The 21261-nt window shown below is 64.0% G+C and carries 19 protein-coding genes; 9 read left to right on the top strand and 10 right to left on the bottom strand.

Translation table 11 applies throughout. The annotated features are described in order from the left end of the window. Nucleotides 1-44 precede the first annotated feature (44 nt). Complete coding sequence (locus FJ940_RS18955) at nucleotides 45-1430, bottom strand: PLP-dependent aminotransferase family protein (protein WP_140499275.1); 1386 nt, start codon at nucleotides 1428-1430, stop codon at nucleotides 45-47. Between the two features lie 84 nt (nucleotides 1431-1514). On the opposite strand from FJ940_RS18955, the gene FJ940_RS18960 reads away from it, so the two are divergent. The 4 genes from FJ940_RS18960 to FJ940_RS18975 all read left to right on the top strand — a co-directional run bounded on the left by FJ940_RS18960 (nucleotide 1515) and on the right by FJ940_RS18975 (nucleotide 6332). Next, nucleotides 1515-2006, top strand: a complete 492-nt coding sequence (locus tag FJ940_RS18960; RefSeq protein WP_140517347.1) for an Lrp/AsnC family transcriptional regulator — start codon at nucleotides 1515-1517, stop codon at nucleotides 2004-2006. A gap of 199 nt (nucleotides 2007-2205) precedes the next feature. After that, the gene (locus FJ940_RS18965) at nucleotides 2206-3699 is read left to right on the top strand and encodes an NAD-dependent succinate-semialdehyde dehydrogenase (protein ID WP_140657604.1); all 1494 of its coding nucleotides are present in this window, start codon (nucleotides 2206-2208) and stop codon (nucleotides 3697-3699) included. 32 nt (nucleotides 3700-3731) lie between these two features. Beyond that, nucleotides 3732-5111: an aspartate aminotransferase family protein gene (locus FJ940_RS18970; protein ID WP_140657500.1), complete on the top strand. Its 1380-nt coding sequence runs from the start codon at nucleotides 3732-3734 to the stop codon at nucleotides 5109-5111. Between the two features lie 105 nt (nucleotides 5112-5216). Then, nucleotides 5217-6332, top strand: a complete 1116-nt coding sequence (locus FJ940_RS18975; protein ID WP_140657502.1) for an alcohol dehydrogenase family protein — start codon at nucleotides 5217-5219, stop codon at nucleotides 6330-6332. Between the two features lie 69 nt (nucleotides 6333-6401). On the opposite strand, the gene FJ940_RS18980 is transcribed toward FJ940_RS18975, so the two are convergent. The 5 genes from FJ940_RS18980 to ehuB are packed head-to-tail and all read right to left on the bottom strand — an operon-like array spanning nucleotide 6402 to nucleotide 10211. After that, on the bottom strand, nucleotides 6402-7127 hold the full coding sequence (locus tag FJ940_RS18980) for a GntR family transcriptional regulator (RefSeq protein WP_140499279.1): 726 nt from the start codon (nucleotides 7125-7127) through the stop codon (nucleotides 6402-6404). Further along, on the bottom strand, nucleotides 7124-7903 hold the full coding sequence (gene ehuA / locus FJ940_RS18985; RefSeq protein ID WP_140499280.1) for an ectoine/hydroxyectoine ABC transporter ATP-binding protein EhuA: 780 nt from the start codon (nucleotides 7901-7903) through the stop codon (nucleotides 7124-7126). The genes FJ940_RS18980 and ehuA overlap by 4 nt, the downstream gene beginning before the upstream one ends. Next, nucleotides 7900-8559, bottom strand: a complete 660-nt coding sequence (gene ehuD, locus FJ940_RS18990) for an ectoine/hydroxyectoine ABC transporter permease subunit EhuD (RefSeq protein ID WP_140499281.1) — start codon at nucleotides 8557-8559, stop codon at nucleotides 7900-7902. The genes ehuA and ehuD overlap by 4 nt, the downstream gene beginning before the upstream one ends. Then, a complete protein-coding gene (gene ehuC, locus FJ940_RS18995) occupies nucleotides 8556-9284 on the bottom strand; it encodes an ectoine/hydroxyectoine ABC transporter permease subunit EhuC (RefSeq protein WP_140499282.1) in 729 nt (242 codons plus the stop codon). Before ehuC ends, ehuD begins: the two co-directional genes overlap by 4 nt. 57 nt (nucleotides 9285-9341) lie before the next feature. After that, nucleotides 9342-10211, bottom strand: a complete 870-nt coding sequence (gene ehuB / locus FJ940_RS19000) for an ectoine/hydroxyectoine ABC transporter substrate-binding protein EhuB (protein WP_140499283.1) — start codon at nucleotides 10209-10211, stop codon at nucleotides 9342-9344. Between the two features lie 454 nt (nucleotides 10212-10665). Between ehuB and FJ940_RS19005 the strand changes: the two genes are divergently transcribed. The 5 genes from FJ940_RS19005 to FJ940_RS19025 are packed head-to-tail and all read left to right on the top strand — an operon-like array spanning nucleotide 10666 to nucleotide 16803. Continuing rightward, entirely contained in the window at nucleotides 10666-11814 is a 1149-nt protein-coding gene (locus FJ940_RS19005; RefSeq protein WP_140499284.1) for a Xaa-Pro peptidase family protein, read from the top strand. Between the two features lie 9 nt (nucleotides 11815-11823). Continuing rightward, nucleotides 11824-13080: a sarcosine oxidase subunit beta family protein gene (locus FJ940_RS19010; RefSeq protein WP_140499286.1), complete on the top strand. Its 1257-nt coding sequence runs from the start codon at nucleotides 11824-11826 to the stop codon at nucleotides 13078-13080. A 12-nt stretch (nucleotides 13081-13092) separates the two neighbouring features. After that, nucleotides 13093-13359: a sarcosine oxidase subunit delta gene (locus tag FJ940_RS19015; protein ID WP_140499288.1), complete on the top strand. Its 267-nt coding sequence runs from the start codon at nucleotides 13093-13095 to the stop codon at nucleotides 13357-13359. Continuing rightward, nucleotides 13356-16304, top strand: a complete 2949-nt coding sequence (locus FJ940_RS19020; RefSeq protein WP_348641156.1) for a sarcosine oxidase subunit alpha family protein — start codon at nucleotides 13356-13358, stop codon at nucleotides 16302-16304. The genes FJ940_RS19015 and FJ940_RS19020 overlap by 4 nt, the downstream gene beginning before the upstream one ends. Beyond that, nucleotides 16297-16803 carry a sarcosine oxidase subunit gamma family protein gene (locus tag FJ940_RS19025; RefSeq protein WP_224646822.1) on the top strand — a complete coding sequence of 169 codons (507 nt, stop codon included), beginning with the start codon at nucleotides 16297-16299 and terminating at the stop codon, nucleotides 16801-16803. Before FJ940_RS19020 ends, FJ940_RS19025 begins: the two co-directional genes overlap by 8 nt. A 217-nt stretch (nucleotides 16804-17020) precedes the next feature. On the opposite strand, the gene FJ940_RS19030 is transcribed toward FJ940_RS19025, so the two are convergent. From FJ940_RS19030 to FJ940_RS19045, 4 genes are all read right to left on the bottom strand, one after another. Beyond that, nucleotides 17021-17614 (bottom strand): DJ-1/PfpI family protein, encoded by a 594-nt coding sequence (locus FJ940_RS19030; RefSeq protein WP_140657504.1) that lies wholly within the window; start codon nucleotides 17612-17614, stop codon nucleotides 17021-17023. A gap of 67 nt (nucleotides 17615-17681) precedes the next feature. Continuing rightward, the gene (locus tag FJ940_RS19035; protein ID WP_140499292.1) at nucleotides 17682-18632 is read right to left on the bottom strand and encodes a substrate-binding domain-containing protein; all 951 of its coding nucleotides are present in this window, start codon (nucleotides 18630-18632) and stop codon (nucleotides 17682-17684) included. Nucleotides 18633-18688: 56 nt separating this feature from the next. After that, complete coding sequence (locus tag FJ940_RS19040) at nucleotides 18689-19660, bottom strand: ABC transporter permease (RefSeq protein ID WP_140499447.1); 972 nt, start codon at nucleotides 19658-19660, stop codon at nucleotides 18689-18691. 17 nt (nucleotides 19661-19677) lie between these two features. Then, a complete protein-coding gene (locus tag FJ940_RS19045) occupies nucleotides 19678-21255 on the bottom strand; it encodes a sugar ABC transporter ATP-binding protein (RefSeq protein ID WP_140657506.1) in 1578 nt (525 codons plus the stop codon). Nucleotides 21256-21261: the final 6 nt, after the last annotated feature.

The following is a 21261-nucleotide window of genomic DNA, read 5'->3' on the forward strand; positions in this document are numbered from 1 at the left end:
GACGCCTTTGGCGGTCGGCATCGTCTGGATAGCAGCACATCTCGCTAGATTGCGAGCAGCAGATGCTCGGGGTCGCCAAGCAGCAGCTTGGTGACAACGCCGAGGCCGGCGCGCAGTTCCCCTTCGGTGGTCGAGCCCAGCGAGATGCGCACCGCCGGTTGCCAGGGCGCTTGCGAGATGCGGAAGGAAGCGCCGGGCGCGATCGCCACGCCTTGCAGGCGCGCCTGGGCGACGAAGCTCTCCTCGGCACGGTCGGCCGGCAACTGCAACCAGACATGCAGTCCGTCGCGCCGGGTGCGATAGTCGACGCCGGCCAGCACCTCGGCGACGATGTCCTGGCGTCGCCGCAATGCTGTGCGTTGCCAGCGCACCAGTTCCATCGCGGTGCCGTCGGTCACCCATTTGGTGGCGATTTCCGCCACCAGCGGCGTCGCCATCCAGTTGGAAACCAGATGCCGGTTGGCGACCGCGGCGACATAGCGGTCGGGTGCGGCGAGATAGCCGATGCGCAGGCCCGGCACCACGATCTTGGTGAAGGACGTGACGTAGAGCGTGCGTTCAGGCGCGAAGGCGGCGACCGGCGGCGGCCGGTCCTCGACCAGCGGCCCCAGCACATCGTTCTCGATGATGGCTATGTCGTGCCTGCGCGCAACCGCCGCAATCTGCTCGCGCCGCGCCGCATCCATCAGCGTCGCCGTCGGGTTGATCACCGAAGGCTGCACGAACACGGCGCGGATGTCGGAGATCCGGCAGGCCTCGTCCAGCGCTTCCGGGATAAGGCCATTGCCGTCTATCGGCAGGCCTTCGAGGTTGAAGCCGAGATAGCGGGCGAGCGGCACCAGCGTATGGTGGCCGATCGCCTCGGTGGCGACGGTCGAGCCGGGCGGCGCCACGCTCATCAGCGCCACCGTCATGCCGGCGGTAGCGCCATTGGTCAGGCTGATATTCTGCGGCGAGGCATCGAGACCGCACAGCTTCAGCCACTCGACCGCCACGGCGCGGTGACGGGGAAACACCATGTTGGGCCGGAACGACAGCGCCGAACTCGACGGCAGGTTGTCGGCCAGCCAACCCAGCGCCTGCTTTAGCCGCTCCAGATGCATCGGCTCGCAGACCGGCTTCAGGATCGAGAGATCGATCACTTCGCCCAGCCGCTCCGGCAGATAGGGCGGCTCAGGCTCGCGCCGCTGCGTCTGGACGAAGCTGCCGCGGCCGATCTCGCCCGAGATCAGGCCGCGGCGAATCAGTTCCTCATAGGCGCGACTGACCGTCTGCACCGATAGTTTCAACTCGTCGGCCAGCCGGCGATGCGTCGGCAGCCGCGCGCCGTTGGCGAGCCGCCCATCATGAATGGCGCGTGCGAACTGGTCGGCCAGCGACTGGTAGGCGGGCCGCCGGATGAGCGCGGGATCAGGTTGCCATAATGTCATGACTTATTAGAGATCGAAATCAGTGCAATTGACAATCGAAATAATGCGCCGTCATGGTACGGTGGGACCAAAAAGTGGATACAGATGGCCGCCGCGAAACTCGACCCGATCGACCTCAGAATCCTCGACGCGATCCAGCGTGACGGGCGCATCACCAAGCTGGCGCTGGCCGACAAGGTCGGCCTGTCACCGACGCCGTGCTGGATGCGGCTGCGCAAGCTGGAAAAGGCCGGCATCGTCTCCGGCTATCATGCCTCGATTGCCATGCGCGTCGTCGCACCCGTCGCCACCGTGCTGATGGAGGTGACGCTGGCCAGCCATCGCCAGGCCGATTTCGACCGCTTCGAGCGTGTCATCCGCGACATACCTGAGATTGTAGCCTGCTGGTCGGTGGGCGGCGGCGTCGACTACGTTCTGAAGGTGATGGCGCGCGATATCGATACCTATCAGCGGCTGGTCGATGCCTTGCTCGAACGCGAAATCGGCATCGATCGTTACTTCACCTACATCGTCATCAAGACGGTGAAGGACGAGACCGTGCTACCGCTTGCCGATCTGTTGCCGGTGCAGTCCTGAGATCGAAACCAGCGTTCATCTGGCACCGTACGCTCGGAGAATGCGCGAAAGCACCCGCCCCACCCCTGCGGCTAGACAGATCGTCCTGCTCCCCAGCCGAATAGAGAGAATCTCTCTATATAGCTGCACCTAAACAGCCTCATCCTTCGCGCCGACGCCCCTAGTCTTGCGGCATCACCCCAATCGGGAGCAATCGATGATGTCCGCGCACTTTGCCCGTTCGCACCGCCATGAGGCGCTCGACCGCCTCGCCGACCGCCGGCTGCTGCGCGAGCTTGCCTATGTCGACGGGCACTGGACGGCAAGCGAGGCGGCGGAGAGCTTCGAGGTCACCGACCCGGCGACCGGCGCCACGGTGGCCTTTGTCGCCGCGCTCGATGGCCGCCAGACGGCAAGTGCGATCGATGCGGCGGCGCGCGCTTTCCCTGCCTGGCGGGCGCTGTTGCCGCAGGAGCGCTCGAAAATCTTGCGCAAATGGTTCGACCTCATCATTGCCGCGAAAGACGATCTCGCTCTGCTGATGACGCTGGAACAGGGCAAGCCCTTGAAGGAATCGCTCGGTGAGATCGATTATGCCGCCTCTTTCGTCGAATGGTATGCCGAGGAAGCAAAGCGCCTCAACGCCGAAAGCGTAACTAGCCATCTGGCGAAGGCGGAAATGACGGTGCGGCGCGAGCCGCTCGGCGTCGTCGGCGTCGTGACGCCGTGGAACTTCCCGTCCGCCATGCTGACCCGCAAGGCGGCTGCGGCCCTTGCCGCCGGTTGCACCATCGTCGCGCACCCCTCTTCGGAAACGCCGCTCTCGGCGCTGGCGCTGGCCGAACTCGGCGAGCGCGCCGGCCTGCCCGCCGGCGTCTTCAACGTCGTCACCGGCAAGGCGTCGATCATAGTCGGGCGAATGTGCGAGGACCCGCGCGTGCGCGCCATGAGCTTCACCGGTTCGACCGAGATCGGCAGGCTGATCGCGGCCCAGAGCGCGCCGACGATGAAGCGGCTGGTTATGGAGCTTGGCGGCCACGCGCCGCTGATCGTCTTTGCCGACGCCGATCTCGACAAGGCCGTGCGCATCGCCGTCGACGCCAAATTCGCCACGTCCGGCCAGGACTGCCTCGCGGCCAACCGCATCTATGTCCAGCGGCCGATCTACGATCGTTTCTGCGCCGCCTTCGCCAAGCGCATCGAGGCGCTGCGGACCGGCAATGGCCTTGCCGACGAAAGCGACATCGGCCCGCTGATGCATGAGCGCGCCGTCAAGAAGGTCGAGGAGCAGGTCACCGACGCGCTCGCCCATGGCGCCCGCTGCCTCGTTGGCGGCATAAGGCACCAGGCCGGCCCGTTGTTTTACCAGCCGACGCTGCTGGCTGACGTATCTGACGAGGCACTGATCATGCGCGAAGAAACGTTTGGTCCGGTCGCAGCCGTGACGCCGTTCGACAGCGAGGACGAGGTGACCGCGCGCGCCAACGCCTCCGAATATGGTCTGGTCGCCTATGTCGTGACCGAGAACGGCGCCCGCCAGCAGCGCCTGGGCAGGGCGCTGGACTACGGCATGGTCGCCATCAACCGCGTCAAGATCACCGGTGCGCCGATCCCGTTCGGCGGCGTCAAGCAGTCCGGCATTGGCCGCGAGGGTTCGCGTCAGGGGCTCGAAGCTTTCACCGATCTCAAATATCTTTGCCTGGACGTCGCTTAAGCCGCGTCCACGTTCCTCAAGGAGTCAAAAGAATGCTCGACCAGTCCAACGAACTCGCCGCCTGGGATCGTGATCACTTCTTCCATCCCTCGACGCATATGGGCACCCACGCGCGCGGTGAATCGCCGACGCGCATCATGGCCGGCGGTGAAGGCGTCACCGTCTGGGACAGCAACGGCAGAAAAAGTATCGATGCCTTCGCCGGCCTCTACTGCGTCAATGTCGGCTATGGCCGCCAGAAGATCGCTGACGCCATCGCCGCCCAGGCCACGAACCTCGCCTATTACCACGCCTATGTCGGCCACGGCACCGAGGCCTCGATCACGCTGTCGAAGATGATCATCGACCGTGCGCCGAAGGGCATGTCGAGGGTCTATTTCGGCCTCTCCGGTTCGGATGCCAACGAAACCAACATCAAGCTGATCTGGTACTACAACAACGTGCTTGGCCGCACGGAGAAGAAGAAGATCATCTCGCGCTGGCGCGGCTATCACGGCTCCGGCATCATGACGGGATCGCTGACCGGGCTCGATCTTTTCCACAATGCCTTCGACTTGCCGCGCGCGCCGATCCTGCACACAGAGGCGCCCTATTATTTCCGCCGCGCCGACCGCTCGATGAGCGAGGAGCAGTTCTCGCAGCATTGCGCCGACAAGCTGGAAGAGATGATCCTGGCCGAAGGCCCCGAGACCGTCGCCGCCTTCATCGGCGAGCCGATCCTCGGCACTGGCGGCATCGTGCCGCCGCCCGCCGGCTACTGGGAGAAAATCCAGGCGGTGCTGAAGAAGTACGACGTGCTCCTGGTCGCCGACGAAGTGGTGACGGGCTTCGGCCGGCTGGGCACCATGTTCGGCTCCGACCATTACGGCATCAAGCCGGACCTGATCACCATCGCCAAGGGCCTGACCTCCGCCTACGCGCCGCTGTCGGGCGTCATCGTCGCCGACAAGATGTGGCAGGTGCTGGTGCAGGGCTCCGACAAGCTCGGCTCGCTGGGGCACGGCTGGACCTATTCGGCGCATCCGATCTGCGTCGCCGCGGGTGTGGCCAACCTCGAACTGATCGATGAGATGGATCTGGTGAGGAATGCCGGCGAGACCGGCGCCTATTTCCGCGCCGAATTGGCCAAGGCCGTCGGCGGCCACAAAAACGTCGGCGAGGTGCGCGGTGACGGCATGCTGGCGGCGGTCGAGTTCGTCGCCGACAAGGACGACCGTGTGTTCTTCGATCCGGCGCAGAAGATCGGACCGCAGATCGCCACGGCCCTCGCCGCAAGCGGGGTCATCGGCCGCGCCATGCCGCAGGGCGATATTCTGGGCTTCGCCCCACCGCTTTGCCTGACGCGCGAGGAGGCTGACACCGTGGTGGCCAAGGCCGCCGATGCCGTGAGGAGCGTGTTCGCCAATCTCTAATTGTCGAGATCGGCGCTGCCCCTCATCCGCCTGCCGGCACCTTCTCGTCGTTCACGGAGAGAGGGTAAAGGTGAGGGGCAGCGCCAACGTACAAAGTATTCGGAAGTGAACGCGATGACCTCTCATCCCACCCTCCCCGCCACCATGGCGGCCGTGCAGCTTACCGGCCACGGCGGCCCGGAAAAGCTCGTCTACCGCACCGACGTGAAAGTGCCTGTGCCCGCCGCCGGCGAAGTGCTGGTCAAGGTCACCGCCTGCGGCATGAACAATACCGACGTCTGGGTTCGCCAGGGCGCCTATGGCACGGAGGAGGACGCAGGGGCCGTGTCGACATGGCGGCGTCAGGGCAACACGCTGACCTTCCCCCGCATCCAGGGCACCGACACGGTCGGCACCATCGCCGCCGTTGGCGCAGGCGTCTCGCCGGATCGCATCGGCGAGCGAGTGATGGTCGATTTCTCGATCTACAATCGCGACGACGATTCGCTCGCCGACATCGACTATATGGGCCACGGCCGCGACGGCGGTTACGCCGAATACCAGGCTGTGCCGGCCGAGAACGCCCATGTCGTCGACACCGACTTGAGCGACCTCGAACTCGCCACCTTCTGCTGCGCCTATCTCACCGGCGAGCAGATGCTGGAACGTGCAGGGCTCAAGGCCGGCGAACGCGTGCTGGTCACCGGCGCCTCGGGCGGCGTCGGCTCCGGCATCGTGCAATTGGCGCGGGCGCGCGGAGCCATTCCCTATGCCGTCGTCGGCAAGGGCAAGGAGCAGGCAGTGCTCGACATCGGCGCCGAAGCCGTGATCACCCGTGGCGTGGCCGACCTGCCGCAAGCCGTGGCCAAGGTGACCGGCGGCCAGCCCATCGACGTCGTGGCCGACCTTGTCGGCGGCGCGATCTTCAACGATCTGTTGCGCATCCTGAGGCCCGAGGGCCGCTACACCACCGCAGGCGCCATCGCCGGCCCGGTCGTCCAGCTCGATCTCAGGACCATGTATCTCAAGCAGCTTCAGCTTCACGGCTCGAGCCAGGGCACACGTGCGGATTTCCGCCGTATCGTGCGCTATATCGAGGAAGGCAAGATCCGGCCGCTGGTCGGCGGCGTCTACAGGCTTTCCGATTTCCACCGCGCCCAAGCCGATTTCATCGCCAAGGATTTCGTCGGCAAGCTGGTGGTGGTGCCTGACGCCGTGGCTGAACAGCGGCACCCTAAATAAAGAGGACGGAGCAGCAGCGCTTCTCGGCGCCGGGATGACAAGCTGCGTCACCGTGCCAAAGGACGACCGTCAGGTCTTGCCGTCAAATTCATCATGTCGGCCGGCATGGCGCACCATGCGCCGAAAGCTCATCGAGATATGGGCTCGCCTGATGTGCCCGATCGATTCCCAATCCCCGATTTCCGCCGCGGCCAGCACTTCCTCCATTTCGCGCCGGAAGGCCGTGAACTCCTCCACAAGGCCGAGTTGCGGCATCATCTTGAGGACTACGCGCGCAACCTGAAAATACAGTCTTTCGCTTATTTCGCGCAGGGGCTGGTTCCCGGTCATGCCGGATAGTTCAGTGAAGAAGTCCATGTTCAGCTGCAGAAAGGCACGCTGATCCGGGTTGAGCATATCGGAATCGCAGCGCGCGATGAGCGCTCGGATGCGATCGAGGTCGACCGCCGTTCGGGGAATTGGCGAAAGCTTGCCGACAAGCAGCGCGAGTTCCAGTCGCAGATGATAGACCTGCTGCAACTCCTCGATGTCGACGTCGGTGACGATCGTACCGACGCCGTGAACCGATTGCACAAGGCCTTCGGCCTCGAGCCGCGCCAGCACGCGTCGGACCGGTGTGCGGCTGATCTCGAATTCCTGGGCGAGTTCTTCTTCGGAGAGCCGGCTCCCCGGCGGATAATCGAGCAGGCAGATACGGTCGCGCAGGATTAGGTAGATGCGTTCGAACCGTTCGCGCGCCGAAAGCGGACGCGAAGGCGGCACTGTCTTGGCCGAGGCATCCGTATCAAGCGTCATCCAGCCTCCAGGACAGCGTGCAGGAACTGCCGCGTCCGCTCATTCTTGGGTGCGCCGAAAAGCTCTGCTGGCGGCCCCTGCTCGCAAATTTTGCCCTGGTAGAAGAAGCAGACGCGATCGGAAAATTCCTTGGCGAAGCCCATCTGGTGGGTGACCATGAGCATCGTCAGATCATGCTCGCGGCCGATTTGCCTTATCACTTGCAGCACTTCGCCGACAAGTTCCGGATCGAGCGCGGACGTCACCTCGTCGAACAGCATTATCTTGGGCCGCATCGCCAGCGCCCTGGCAATGGCGACGCGCTGTTGCTGGCCGCCGGAAAGCTGGGAAGGATAATGATCCTTCTTCTGCGACAGCCCGACCATGTCGAGAAGCTCGGCCGCCCGTGCCTCGGCATCGGCCCGCTTCATGCCAAGCACGGTCATCGGCGCCTCGATGCAATTGGCCATCGCCGTCATGTGTGGAAACAGGTTGAAAGACTGGAACACCATGCCGATCTTCGCCCGGATGCGGCGGATATGGGCAAGATTGGCGGGCACCAGCTTTCCGCCTTGCTTCATATGCGTCAGTGGCTCGCCTTCGACCCAGATGACGCCGTCATTGATCGTCTCCAGCGTCATCAGCATGCGCAAGACCGTGGTCTTGCCGGAACCGGACGGTCCGATGACGGAAACCTTCTCGCCGCGCGCGATTTCAAGGTTCAGCCCGTCGAGCACGGTGAGCGCGCCATAACGCTTCGAGACATTGTCGAAACGGACCATCGGTTGTTCGGTCATCGCGCGGTCCTTCGGTTGAGCAGGCGTTCGAGGGCACGGATGAGCGCGGCCGAAACCAGGCTCATGGCCAGGAAGAACAGGCCGACCAGCGTGATCGGTTCGGTGTAGCGGAAAGTCTCGGAGCCGATGATCTTGGCCGTCTGCATGAGTTCCAGCACGGCGATGGCCGACAGCAGCGGCGTCTCCTTGAACAGCGCGACGAGATAGTTGCCGAGCGCCGGCACGATCGGCGGTATCGCCTGCGGGATGATGATGTCGCGAAAGGTCGTCCAGGAGGAGAGGTTGAGTGCGATCGAGGCTTCCCACTGGCCGCGATGGATGTTGTCGAAGCCCGCGCGGTAGACTTCCGAGCAATAGGCGGCGTAGTGAATGCCGATGGCCAGAACGCCGGCCGTGAATGCGTCGAGCACGACGCCGAATTTCGGAAAGACGAAATAGAGGAAGAAGATCTGGATGAGCAGCGGCGTCGAGCGGATCAGTTCGACCAGCACCGAGATCGTCCAGCCGGTCCAGGGCACCGCGATACGGATTACCGCGAGGACCAGCCCGAGCAAAGCCGCGATGACGAAGCCGAGCAGCGTCGCCTCGATCGAGACGACGGCGGCGCGTGCGAGCACCGGCAGGATCTCGGCGGCAAAACTCCAATCCCAGATCACGCCGCCCTCCCCCGCGCCAGACCGAGCGAGGCCCGCCTTTCGAGAAGCCGCATGCCGATAGAAACGGTGAGCGACATGGCGAGATACATCAAAAGCACCAGCGTGAAGATAGGAATGGTCTTGAAGGTGTTCTGGTTCATCTGCTGCGCCTTGAAGGCGAGGTCCGTGAGCGTGATCAGCGAAACCAGCGCCGTCGATTTCAAAAGCTCGATGAACAGATTGCCCCAGGGCGGGATCATGGCTACGAAGGCTTGGGGCAGGATGATCCGGCGCAGCATTTGCGCGCGGCTCATGTTGAGCGCCGTTCCCGCCTCCCATTGGCCGCGCGCGACCGACTGGATTGCGCCGCGCACGCATTCGGATCCATAGGCGCCGACATTCAAGCCAAGCGCCAGCACCGCGACGGGAAACGCGTCGAGCGTGACCCCGAATTGCGGCAGCACGAAAAACAGCCAGAACAATTGCACCAGCGCCGAGGTGCCGCGAAAGATTTCGACATAGACCGTCGCCAGCCATCTGAGGGGCGCTGGACCATACATGCGCGCCAGCGCGGCGAGCACCCCCATCACGACCGCCAGCAGGCTGCCGAGGACGGCGATCTCGATCGTCAGGACGGCACCCTGCAATAGTCCCGGTAGGAACAGCCTGTATGTTTCCTGCGTCGCCAGCACCGCGATCACGGCCAGCGAAACGACCAGCATGGCAACGAGCGTGCGGATACCCATCTGCTTCTCCGAGGAAAAAAGAGGGCGGCGTTTTCACGCCGCCCAGCAGTTGGGAATTTATTCGCCCTTGCAGAGCTCTGCAGTCGTCTTGTTCGGCAGATAGTCCTTGCCGAAGCCGAGCGGCTCGACCAGCGCGATATGCTCCGGCGTACCGAGGAACTTCTTCAGTTCGGCGTTGAACGCTTCCTGCAGATCGGTGTCCTCCTTGCGGAAGCCGAAGCCGCCATGGCCCTTCACCGACTTGCCGGCAACTTCACCGAAGGGCTTGGTCGATTCGACGCCATCGGCCTTCTTGGCCATGTCGGCGATCGAGAGCGCGGTTAGCGCGGCAGCATCGGCACGGCCAGACTGGACCGCGGCGACCAGGCTGGATTGGTCGGGCAAGGAAACGACTTGTCCTTGGGCAACGCCGGCGTCCTTCGCATATCCCCCCTCGACGGCGCCCGCCATCACGGCGAGCTTGAGATCGGGATTGTCCTTGATGCTCGAATAGTCCTTCACGCCTTTCGGATTGCCCTTCGCGACCAGCATGGCCTGGCCGATGCCATAGGACGGTTCGGAAAAATTGATCTCGGCGCAGCGCTTGGGATTGATGAACATGCCGGCGGCGATGATGTCGAAGCGGCCGGCCTTGAGACCCGGAATGAGCGAGCCGAATTCGGTCAGCACGCCGTCGACCTGCGCAATGCCCATCTTGGCGAGCACCGCCTTGGCGACTTCCGGCGCTTCGCCGGTCAATTTGCCGTCAGGCGTGGCGAAACCGAACGGCGCCTCATTGGCGAAGCCGACGCGGATATAGCCGTCCTTCTTGGCGCGTTCGAGCGTCGTTTCGGCATGGGCCGGCAGTGACGTGAATGCGGTCGCGGCGAGCGCAAGACAGGCGGCGGCCTTCACGAGCGCGCGGCGGGATATCTGTGACGTGAACATGCTTTCCCCTTTTCTTCTTCGATAATTATCGGGCTCGAACGATGTTTCTCCACCATCGCGTCAAGCGCACTAAGACGTATACAACTCATCTGGACATATCGCAAGACGCACTGTACGAATCTGGAAAAATCGCCATTGGGCTTGATTGTGCGGCTTTGTGATGCGCAAGTTGTGCACAATTAAGGTGTGCTTTCTCGATGCGATACGAACCGCCTTTGGATGAGGGCAGGAAGGAAAACGGCTTTGGACGCGTCGGGCGGGCCCACCAAGGCGGAATACGCGCGGCGCCTGGCCGACGTGAAGCAACGCATGGCAAAGGCCGGCTTCGATCTCAATCATCTGCCAGGATCCCAGCGCCAGCGAAGGCGGCGGCGAGCGGCTCTGCGACGTGACCCGCGATCCCATCTTCATCGACTGACCATCAGCCCAGGACCGGCAACTCAAGGACACCTCAATGGACCGCAATCCCTTTTCCGAAGCCGAGATCGCCGGCCGCTTGTCGAAAGTTCGCACGGCATTGGCAGAGCGCAAGCTCGACGCCGCCGTCTTCGCCTCGCCGGAGACTGTTTTCTATCTCACCGGCCTCGACCATTGGGGTTATTTCGCGCCGCACCTCCTGATCGTCACGCTCGACCGGCGTCCTATCCTGGTCACCCGGTCGATGGAGAAGGTGACGATCGAGAATCAGGTGAAGGCAGCAGAATTCCGCGGTCACTCCGACAGCGAGACCGCGGCCGACCTCGCCGCGCGCGTCATTTCCGAACTCGGCCTGGCCGGCAAACGGATCGGCATCGAAAACTGGACGTCCGGCCTCAGCCACGGCCTCGCCCTGAAGCTTGAGGCGCAGGCCGACGCCAAGTGGAGCGACGTCTCGGGACTGGTCGACAAGATGCGGTTGGTGAAGAGCGCCGAGGAACAGGTGCTGATGCGCCGCGCCGCCAAGGTCACGGATGCTGCGGCAGGTGCCGCCATCGCTGCCATCTCCGACGGCGCCGCCGAGCAGGAGGTTGCCGCCCAATGCGTGGCGGCGATGGTGCGCGCCGGCGGCCACGCGCCGGGCTTCGGCCCGTTCATCCGGCCCGCCGCCCGGCTCGGCGAGGAGCACACGACCTGGGGCGACGGCATCTATCGCAGCGGCGAGCCGGTCTTCGTCGAACTGTCGGGCTGTGTCTCGCGCTATCACGCGCCGCTTGGCCGGCTGATCCGCATCGGCAACATCAAGGACGAAGATGCCGCCATGGCCGAGGTCACGGCCAAGGCATTCGAGGCCGTCGTCAGGGCGCTCGAGCCAGGTGCCAGGGCGCGCGATGTCTACGCCGCCTGGCAAGGCGTCGCCGACGAGGCCGGCCTGTCGCATTATCGCCGCCATCATTGCGGCTATCTCGTCGGCATCGGCCAGCCGCCCTCATGGACCGGCGGCAATTCGGTGACGGGCCTCAGGCACGATTCCGATCTCGAAATCGAGACCGGGATGAGCTTCCACATCCTGTCCTGGCTGATGGGCACCGGCCGCGGCGACCATTTCATCTCCAACACCGTGCTGCTGACCGATGCGGGGGCCGAAGTGCTGACCCGCACCCCGGCCGGCCCGATCGTCCGCTAGACCATGAACATGGCGCGCTATTCGGCGTTTTCGATTTTCCGCAATGCCCTTTCCGGCCAGAAGAACTGGCGGCGCGCCTGGCGCGCGGCCGAGCCGAAGCCCGCCTATGACGTGATCGTCGTCGGTGGGGGCGGGCATGGCCTTGCGACGGCTTTCTACCTCGCCGAGAACCACGGCATCCGCAATGTCGCCGTTCTGGAAAAGGGCTATGTCGGCGGCGGCAATGTCGGCCGCAACACCACCGTCATCCGCTCCAACTACCTGCTCGACGGCAACACCCAGTTCTACGAATTCTCGGTCAAGCTGTGGGAAGGCTTGTCGCGGGCGCTGAACTTCAACGTGATGTTTTCGCAGCGCGGCCAGATCGTCACTGCCCATTCGGTCGATCAACTCGACACATTCAGCCATCGCGCCAACATCATGCGTCTGAACGGCATCGACGCCGACATACTCGACCGCGACGCTGTGCGCCGGCTGGTACCCTATCTCGATTTCTCCGAAACCGCGCGATTTCCGATCCATGGCGCGATCTTGCAAGGCCGCGCAGGCACCGCCCGCCATGATGCCGTCGCCTGGGGCTATGCGCGCGTTGCCGACGGCCACGGGGTCGACATCATCCAGAATTGCGAGGTGACCGGCTTTGTCCGCGACGGCGAAAGGATCGTCGGTGTCGAGACCAGCAAGGGCCGCATCGGCGCCGGCAAGGTCGGCCTCGCCGTCGCAGGCCATACTTCGCTCCTCGCCGCCAGGGCCGGCCTGGAACTGCCGATCGAAAGCCACGTGCTCCAGGCTTTCGTCACCGAGCCGCTCAAGCCGCTGGTAGATCACGTCGTCGCTTATGGCGCAGACCATTTCTATGTCAGCCAGTCGGACAAGGGCGGGCTGGTCTTCGGTGGCAATCTCGACGGCTACAATTCCTACGCCCAGCGCGGCAATCTCGGCGTCGTGGGCGAAGTGGCGGAGGCGGCGATAGCCCTGATGCCCTGCATCTCGCGTGTCAGGCTGCTGCGCCATTGGGGCGGCGTCATGGACATGACGCCGGACGCCAGTCCGATCATCTGCCCGACCCCGATAGAAGGGCTCTATCTCAATGGCGGCTGGTGCTATGGCGGCTTCAAGGCGACGCCGGCCTCCGGCTGGTGCTTTGCCCATATGCTGGCCACCGGCAAGCCGCATCCGCTGACCGCCGCCTACGCGCTCGACCGTTTCCGGACCGGCCACACGCTCGACGAAGCCGGCGCCGGCCCCTCGGCCTGGCTGCAATAGAGAACGAGAGAAATGCTTCGCATCGACTGCCCATGCTGCGGCCTGCGCGACCATGACGAGTTCCGCTATGGCGGCGACGCTTCCGCGGTGCGTCCGGCGCATGACGATCCCGATCCGGAGGCGTGGTATCGCTATGTCTACGTGCGCAAGAACCCGGCGGGACCGCACCGTGAATTCTGGCAGCATGTGACCGGCTGCCGGCAATGGCTGGTCATCGAGCGCGACACGAGGAACCACGCTATCGCATCGGTCGGCTTCGCCAGGAAAATGCCAGCATGAAAATGATTGGAAATCGTCTGGCCGCCGGCGGCCGCATCGACCGCACGCAGCCGCTCCGCTTCACATTCGACGGCCGCGAGCTGGGCGGCTATCGAGGCGATACGCTTGCTTCCGCGCTGCTTGCCAATCGGCTCATGCTGACAGGCCGCAGCTTCAAATACCATCGGCCGCGCGGCATCTTCTCGGCCGGCCCGGAAGAACCCAACGCGCTGGTTACGCTCGGAAGCGGTGGACGGCGCGAACCGAACCTTCCGGCCACGACACTGGAACTGGCTGAAGGTATGACTGCCGAAAGCCAGAATCGCTGGCCGTCCCTTGCCTTCGACGTGCAGAGCGTCAACGGCCTGTTTGCGCCCCTTCTTTCTGCCGGCTTCTACTACAAGACCTTCATGGGTCCGACCCGCCGCGCCTGGATGTTCTACGAGCATTTCATCCGTAAAGCCGCGGGATTGGGCCGGGCCGGCACCGAACCCGATCCCGACCGTTACGAGACCCGGCATGCATTTGCCGATGTTGCAGTCGTCGGCGGCGGCCCTGCCGGCCTGTCGGCGGCGCGCGCCGCGGCAGCCAGCGGCGCCAGGGTCGTCCTCGTCGAACAGGACTTTCTGCTCGGTGGCCAACTTCTTGCCGAGCGCACCGATGGCAAGGCGGCAGCCTGGCTGACAAAGATCGAGGCGGAGCTTGCAGGCCAGCCCAACGTCACCCTGATGCGCAAGACAATGGCGTTCGGCACCTATGACGGCAACACGCTGGGGCTGATCGAGAGGCATGACGGCCAGGTCGCGCAAGGCGCTGCTCGGCAGATTTTCATCGTGCTTCGCGCCGGCTCGATCATCTTTGCGGCCGGTGCTATCGAACGGCCGCTGGTGTTCTCCAACAACGACCGGCCAGGCATCATGCTGGCGTCCGCCGCCCGGACCTATCTCAACCGCTTCGCCGTGCTGCCGGGGAAGAATATCCTCGTGGCCACGATGAACGACGGTGCCTATCGCGCTGCTTTCGACCTCGCCGCCGCCGGCGCGCGAGTGACGGTCGCGGACCAGCGCGGCGCTCCGCCCGCCGGTCTGGCGGCGGAAGCCGGACGCCTGAACGTAGAGATCCGCTCCGGAACCCGGATCGCCGATCTGCGCGGCAGCCATGCGGTGAAGGCCGTACGGCTTGCCGGCCCGAGCGCCAAATCGGAAATCGCCTGCGATTTCGTCTGCGTCTCCGGCGGCTGGTCGCCGACCGTGCATCTCACCTCGCATCTTGGCGTCAGGCCCGTCTATCGCGACGACATCGACGGCTTCGTTCCGGGCGGCTTTCCGGCAGGCCAGTTCGGCGCCGGCGCGATGATGGGGCGCTTCTCGACCGCCGACGCGATCGAGGACGGCCACCGCGCCGGCGTCGAAGCGGCATGCTTCTGTGGAAAACCGGCGGCCATGCCGGCGCCGGATGAACTCGATCTCGAAGGGGCCCCGGCCGCTCCCTTTCGTGCGATCTCTTCCGCGGGGCGCGGCAAGGCCTTCGTCGATCTACAGATGGATGTGACCACCAAGGACATCGAGCTCGCCCATCGCGAGGGCTATGAATCGGTCGAACACCTGAAGCGCTACACCACGCTCGGCATGGGGACCGACCAGGGCAAAACCAGCAATTTCGCAGCACTTTCGGCCATGGCGGCGCTGCGCCGGGCGACGATTGCGCAAACCGGAACCACGACCTTTCGCCCGCCCTACGCGGCGGTCGCGATCGGCGCGCTGGCCGGTCGCGCCGTCGGTCATCACTTTAAGCCGGTCCGTCGCACGCCGATGCACGACTGGCACCTGGCAAACGGTGCCGAGATGCTCGAGGTCGGTCTCTGGATGCGTCCGTATTTCTATCGCGATGCCGGACGCGACGTGAATGAAGCCTATGTCGCGGAGATGCGGATCGTGCGCGGCGGCGCCGGGCTGATGGACATTTCCACCCTCGGCAAGATCGACGTGCAGGGGCCGGACGCGGCCATATTCCTCGACCGTGTCTACGCCAACGGTTTCGCCAAGCTTCCGGTTGGCCGCGCGCGCTACGGCGTCATGCTGCGCGACGACGGCGTCGTCTTCGACGACGGCACCACCACGCGCTTGTCGCAAAATCGCTTCTTCATGACCACCTCTACCGCCAGGGCCGCCGATGTCCTGTCGCGGCTGGAATTCCTGCTCGACACCGCCTGGCCGGATTTGCGTGTCGCGGTCTCTTCGGTAAGCGACGAGTGGGCGGCGATGTCGATCGCCGGGCCACGAAGCCGCGATGTCCTTGCCGCCGCCTTTCCCGCGCTCGATGTCTCCAACGAGACGCTGCCGCATATGGGCGTCATCGAAGCCGGGTTCGACGGACGGGCCCTGCGCGTTATTCGCCTCAGCTATTCCGGCGAGCGCGCCTACGAGATCTATGTCGGCGCCAGCGCCGGCGAACAGGCCTGGAGCCGTCTCATCGAAGCAGGCGCGCCGTTCGGCCTCAAGCCCTATGGCGTCGAGGCGCTTGGTGCGCTGCGCGTCGAAAAGGGCCATGTCGCCGGGCCCGAGATCGATGGCCGCACCACGCTCGATGATCTCGGCCTCGGCCGCATGGTTGGCAAACGCAGCGGATTCGTCGGCGACGTCCTCCGACGCCGCCCGGCGTTTCAGGCGCCCGACCGCCAGCGCCTCATCGGGCTGGAATGCATCGAGGACGGCAAGCGGCTGCGCGGAGGCGCCATATTGTTCCTGCCTGGCGATGCCGTCACCGGCCACGGGCGCGGCCGGATCACGTCGGTTACCTTCAGCCCGGAACTCGGCCACTATGTCGGACTGGCGCTGTTCGCGGGCAATGCCGCGGCCGAAGGAGACGAGGTCATCGCGGTCTACCCGATGCGGACAGAGACGGTTCGCGCCCGCGTCGTGCCTTCTGTTTTCCTAGATCCCAAGGGAGAGCGCATGCATGGTTGAGCCTGTGCTGTCGAAGGACTTCAACCTGTGGGCCTCCGATTGCCCGATCGTTCAGATCGAGGGCTGGGAAGAAACGCTGACAAGATTCGAAACGAGCGTCTCGCAGGCCTTGGGCGCGAGGCTCCCTGCCGACGTCGGCGAGACGGTTCGGCATGCTGGCGCCCTCATCGTCAGGATCACCCCCCGCCGTCTTTGGCTGATCGTCGAGACAGGTGCGGAACCGCCGGCCATTGCGATCGATCCTGAATTGGGCTGCTCGGTTCTGCTCGGCGAAGGCCGGGTGCGATTCAGGATGGAGGGTGCGCGTCTTCAGGACATTCTCTCTGCCTGCATGCCGGTCGACTGGTCGTCCGCCGCTTCGGCTCCCGGCCGTGCCGTACAGACGTCCGTCCATCACGTGCCGGCGCTCTATCTGCGAACAGGCGAGAGCAGCTGCGACCTGATCGTGCCGCGAAGCTTCGCCCGCAGCCTTGCCGACTGGATTGCCGCCGCGCGTTGAAGCAACCCCAGGAAAGTGGGTAACGTTTTTCCGCTCGCGATTGCGTAAGGAAAAAGCTGGACCTGTCCGGCGCAGCGGCCGCTAAACCGGCAGGACGCACCGCGCATACCTTTTGCACGACGGTCGATACAGTCGTCCGCATCGGCGAAGGTCTCGGCATCACTGGTGGAGGCCGACACGCCACGGCAGCGCGCCGGCCTCCGCCTTGGTTAGCGGGTCAGTTGTGGCGGATTTCCGTGCCGAGCACCTTCAGGCACTCACGGATAAAGGCGGCCAGCGCCGTCCATCCCTTGGCCGACACCATCGTGCCATCGACATAGGCTTCCGTCGGCGAGAGGTCGATATAAGTTCCGCCCGCGAGAGTGACTTCCGGCTCGCAAGCGCCCAGCGCACCAACCTTCTTGCCGCGCACGACACCGTCGACCGCGATCAGGATCTGCACGCCATGGCAGATCGTGAAGATCGGCTTCTTGGTCTCGTGAAAGTGTCGAACGATCGTCTGCACCCGCTTGTCGGTGCGGATGTATTCCGGTCCGCGTCCGCCCGCGCAGTAGACCGCGTGGTACTGGTCGAGCTGCCTTTCCGCATCCGAGAACGTCTTGTTGATCAGCGCGTAGTGCCCGAGCTTTTCGGTGTAGGTCTGGTCCCCTTCGAAATCGTGCAGCGAGGTCTTGATCAGGTCGCCCGCATTCTTGTCGGGGCAGACGACATGGACCGTGTGACCAACGGCTTCCATCGCTTGCTGGTAAACGAAAATCTCGTATTCCTCGGTGAACTCACCGGTCAGCATCAATATCTTCTTGCCTGGCATAGCTCTTCCTCTCTGTTGTTGGCATGCAAGGCGCATCACGCGCCTTGCCTCATTCGGATTGCGGGCCTCAGAACGGGGAGTCGGGGAAGTAATATTCCTTGGCGTTGGCCTGGGTTATGAGCGGGGCGTCGAGTTTGACGGCACCGCGAACCGGAGCCTGACCGATCAAGTTGGCCACGGTCATGTAGATAGCGGTCTTGATCATCGCCGGCGGATACGGCGTCTCGACCGGTGTCATCGCATCCCCGTCTATCACCTTCTTCACGATGTCCTTCATGCCGTTGCCGCCGAGCGCTAGCTTGATATCGGTTCGGCCGGACTGCTTGACGGCCTCGAGCACACCGAGAAGCATGTCGTCGTCGTTGGCCCAGACCGCATCGATGTGCGGGTGCTTGGCCAGGTAGTCCTGCATGAGCTTGAAGGCCTCGTCGCTGTTCCAGTGGGCATACTGCATGTCAAGCACCTTCAGGCCGGTACCCTTGATCGTGTCCTCGAAGCCCTTGATACGCTCGTCGTCGATGACGGTGGGAATGCCGCGCAGCACGACGACGTCACCTTTGCCGCCCAGTTTGTCGATCATGAACTTCGCCGTATTGGTGCCAACCGCGATGTTGTCGCCGGCAAGATACAGGTCCTGAATGGAAGGGTCGGTCAATCCCCTGTCGACGACGGTGATGAACGTACCCATCTCCTTGATGGCTTTCACCGGCTGGGTCAGTTCCTCGGAGGTGTAGGGCAGTATCACCAGCGCATCCAGCTTGCGGCTGGCCGACAGATCCTCCAGCGCGCTTACCTGGTCGGCCGCCGAGGGCGACGTCTTCACGACGACTTCGACATCCGGGAAGGCCGCGTTGATTTCCTTTGCGGCGGCCTGCGCGTGATAGACGATGCCGGCCGTCCAGCCATGATCCGCCGCCGGGATCGACACCGCGACCACCTTCTTGTCGGCTGCAAGCGCCTGGCCGGCCACCATCAGTGCGCCGACTGCCGCGACGGCAACCCATTTCCTGCTAAACATAAATACCTCCCGAGATATGGACCACACAACAGGCGCCCGTCCGGTCCGAAGACGAGCTATTTCGAAAATCTTTGCACGAGCATGGCGATGATGATGATGACGCCCTGCACCGCGGCGACGAGGTATTCGGAAACGAAATCCGACAACACCATCAGGTTGGCGATCAGCTCCAGGATCACCGCACCGGCGATGGTGCCCCAGATGCGGCCCTTGCCGCCCCGCAGCGCCGTTCCGCCAATGACAACGGCCGTTATCACCTGCAGCTCCCAAAGCTGTCCGGTGGTCGGGGTGGCGGCTCCCAGACGAGGCACGTAACAGATGGCGGCGACCGCCACGCATGCACCCTGGATGACATAGGCAATGGTGCGCGTCTTGACGACCGAGATGCCCGAATAGCGGGCGACGTCCTCGTTCGCGCCCACCGCCGCGCATTTGCGGCCATATTTGGTCTTGTAGAGGACAAATGCGCCGACCACCGCAACGAGCGCCGACAGAAGGATCGGCACCGGAATGCCCGCGACGGCGCCGAAATAGACCGGCCGGTACGCGTCCCGCAGCGAGCGATCGATCGGGATCGTGCCGCCATCGGTCATATAGGTGATCAGTGCGCGGAAGATACCCATTGTGCCGAGCGTGGCGATGAACGGCTCGATCCTTCCGACCGTGACGATGAGACCGTTCGCGAGGCCGCATAGAAGCCCCGCGACGACTGCTATCACCATGCCTGCCGGGATGGCCCAAAGGCCGAGGCTGGGGGCCATCATGTTCATGAACATGATCGTGACGCCGGCGATGAAGGCGACCATCGAGCCGACCGAAAGGTCGAGCCCGCCTGATGAGATCACGAATGTGGCGCCGACGGCTATGATGGCGACATAAGCGCTGCGCGTGATCACGTTGCCCAGGTTTGTCGCGGAAAGAAAATCCGGATTGATGAGGAATCCCGCCACCAGTAGTGCGAACAGTGCAAGGAAAGGGCCGGCATCCGTCCACGAGAAATGGTGCTGCCTGTCGCTTCGGGCAGACATGGAATGGGTAAGCGCCGTCACTGTCTTCCTCCTTGGGCCGTGCCATGGCCTTTGTCACTGGTCGCCAGCAGCGCGATGTTGCTTTCGGTCATCGTTTCGCCCGAGACCTCGCCGCTGATCCTGCCTTCGCGCATGACCAGGACGCGGTCGCAGATGCCGACCAGTTCCTGCATCTCCGACGAGATGACGATGCAGGCTTTGCCTTGGCCCACGAGTTCCTGGATGAAGGCGTAGATCTGCGCCTTGTTGGCGATGTCGATCCCGCGCGTCGGCTCATCGATGATCACGACCGAAGGATTGGTCAGGAGCACCTTGGCCAGCAGAAGTTTCTGCTGGTTTCCGCCCGAAAGCTGCCCTGCCCTGGCGTTGTGGCTCTTCACCCGGATGTCGTAGCTGGAGACGGCCCGCGCGAGCGCCTCGGATTCGCGGCCGCGCAGAACCAGAAGTCCCGGATGCAGAAGGCCAAGCGACGAGAGGGTCAGGTTCGGCGCCAGCCGCTCCTGCAAAAGCAGGCCCTTGCCCTTGCGATCTTCCGTCAGATAGCCGATGCCCGCCTCTATGGCCTCGCGCTGTGAATGTATCTGTATCGGCGAACCGTTGAGCTCGATCGTAGCCGTCGCCGGCCTAAGCCCCACAATGCCTTCGAACAACTCGGTTCGCCCCGCCCCGATCATGCCGGCGAAGCCAAGAATCTCGCCTTTGTGAACGGTAAAGGACACGTCCCGTGCATAACCTGGAACAGTCGCGTTTCTGACGGTCAGCATGGGCCGGCTCGTCTGGACCTCGCGCTTGTGAGGATAAAGCGCGGCGAGTTCGCGCCCGACCATAAGCTGCGCCATGTCGGCCTGGCTCAACGCATGGCCGGGATAGGTGCCGATCATCTTGCCGTCGCGCAGGACCGTGACCTTGTCCGCCAGCCGCTGCACCTCGTCGAGGCGATGGCTGATGTAGAGAACCGCGATGCCCCGCGCCCTGAGCCCGAAGATGATGGCGAGCAAACGCTCGACCTCCCCACCGGTCAGCACCGCTGTTGGCTCGTCGAAGATGACGACCCTGTGGTCGTCGAGCAACGCGCGGGCGATTTGCACGAGTTGGCGATCCGCCAGCGAAATGTCTCGGACCAGCGCGGTCGGCGACACCTCGCAACCGATCTCGGCCAGTTTCGCGGCCGCTATGCGGCGCATGGCGCCATCATCGACGATTCCGCGCCTGGAGAGCTCGCGGCCGAGAAAGAGATTGTCGGTCACCGTGAGCGCTTCGGCCAGGAGGATTTCCTGATGCACCAGCGCGATGCCTGCCGCCTGCGCCTGGTGAGGTGTCCTGAAACTCACGCGGTCACCGGCCATGGACAGGCTGCCGGCGGTTGGCTCGATGTAACCGGAAAGCAAGCGCATGAACGTCGACTTGCCGGCGCCATTCTCGCCGATGACGGCATGGATCTCGCCAGGGAAAATATCCAGCGTGATGTCCGACAACACGGTCACCGGGCCGTATTGTTTGCAAAGCCCTTCCGCGCGCAGCACCGGAGCCACAGCCTGTGTGGGCTCCGGCGGCAAAGCGGTGACGCTTCCGTCGATGCGAGTGGCAACTAACATCGCGGC

The sequence above is a fragment of the Mesorhizobium sp. B2-3-7 genome (assembly GCF_006442695.1).
Taxonomy (GTDB): domain Bacteria; phylum Pseudomonadota; class Alphaproteobacteria; order Rhizobiales; family Rhizobiaceae; genus Mesorhizobium.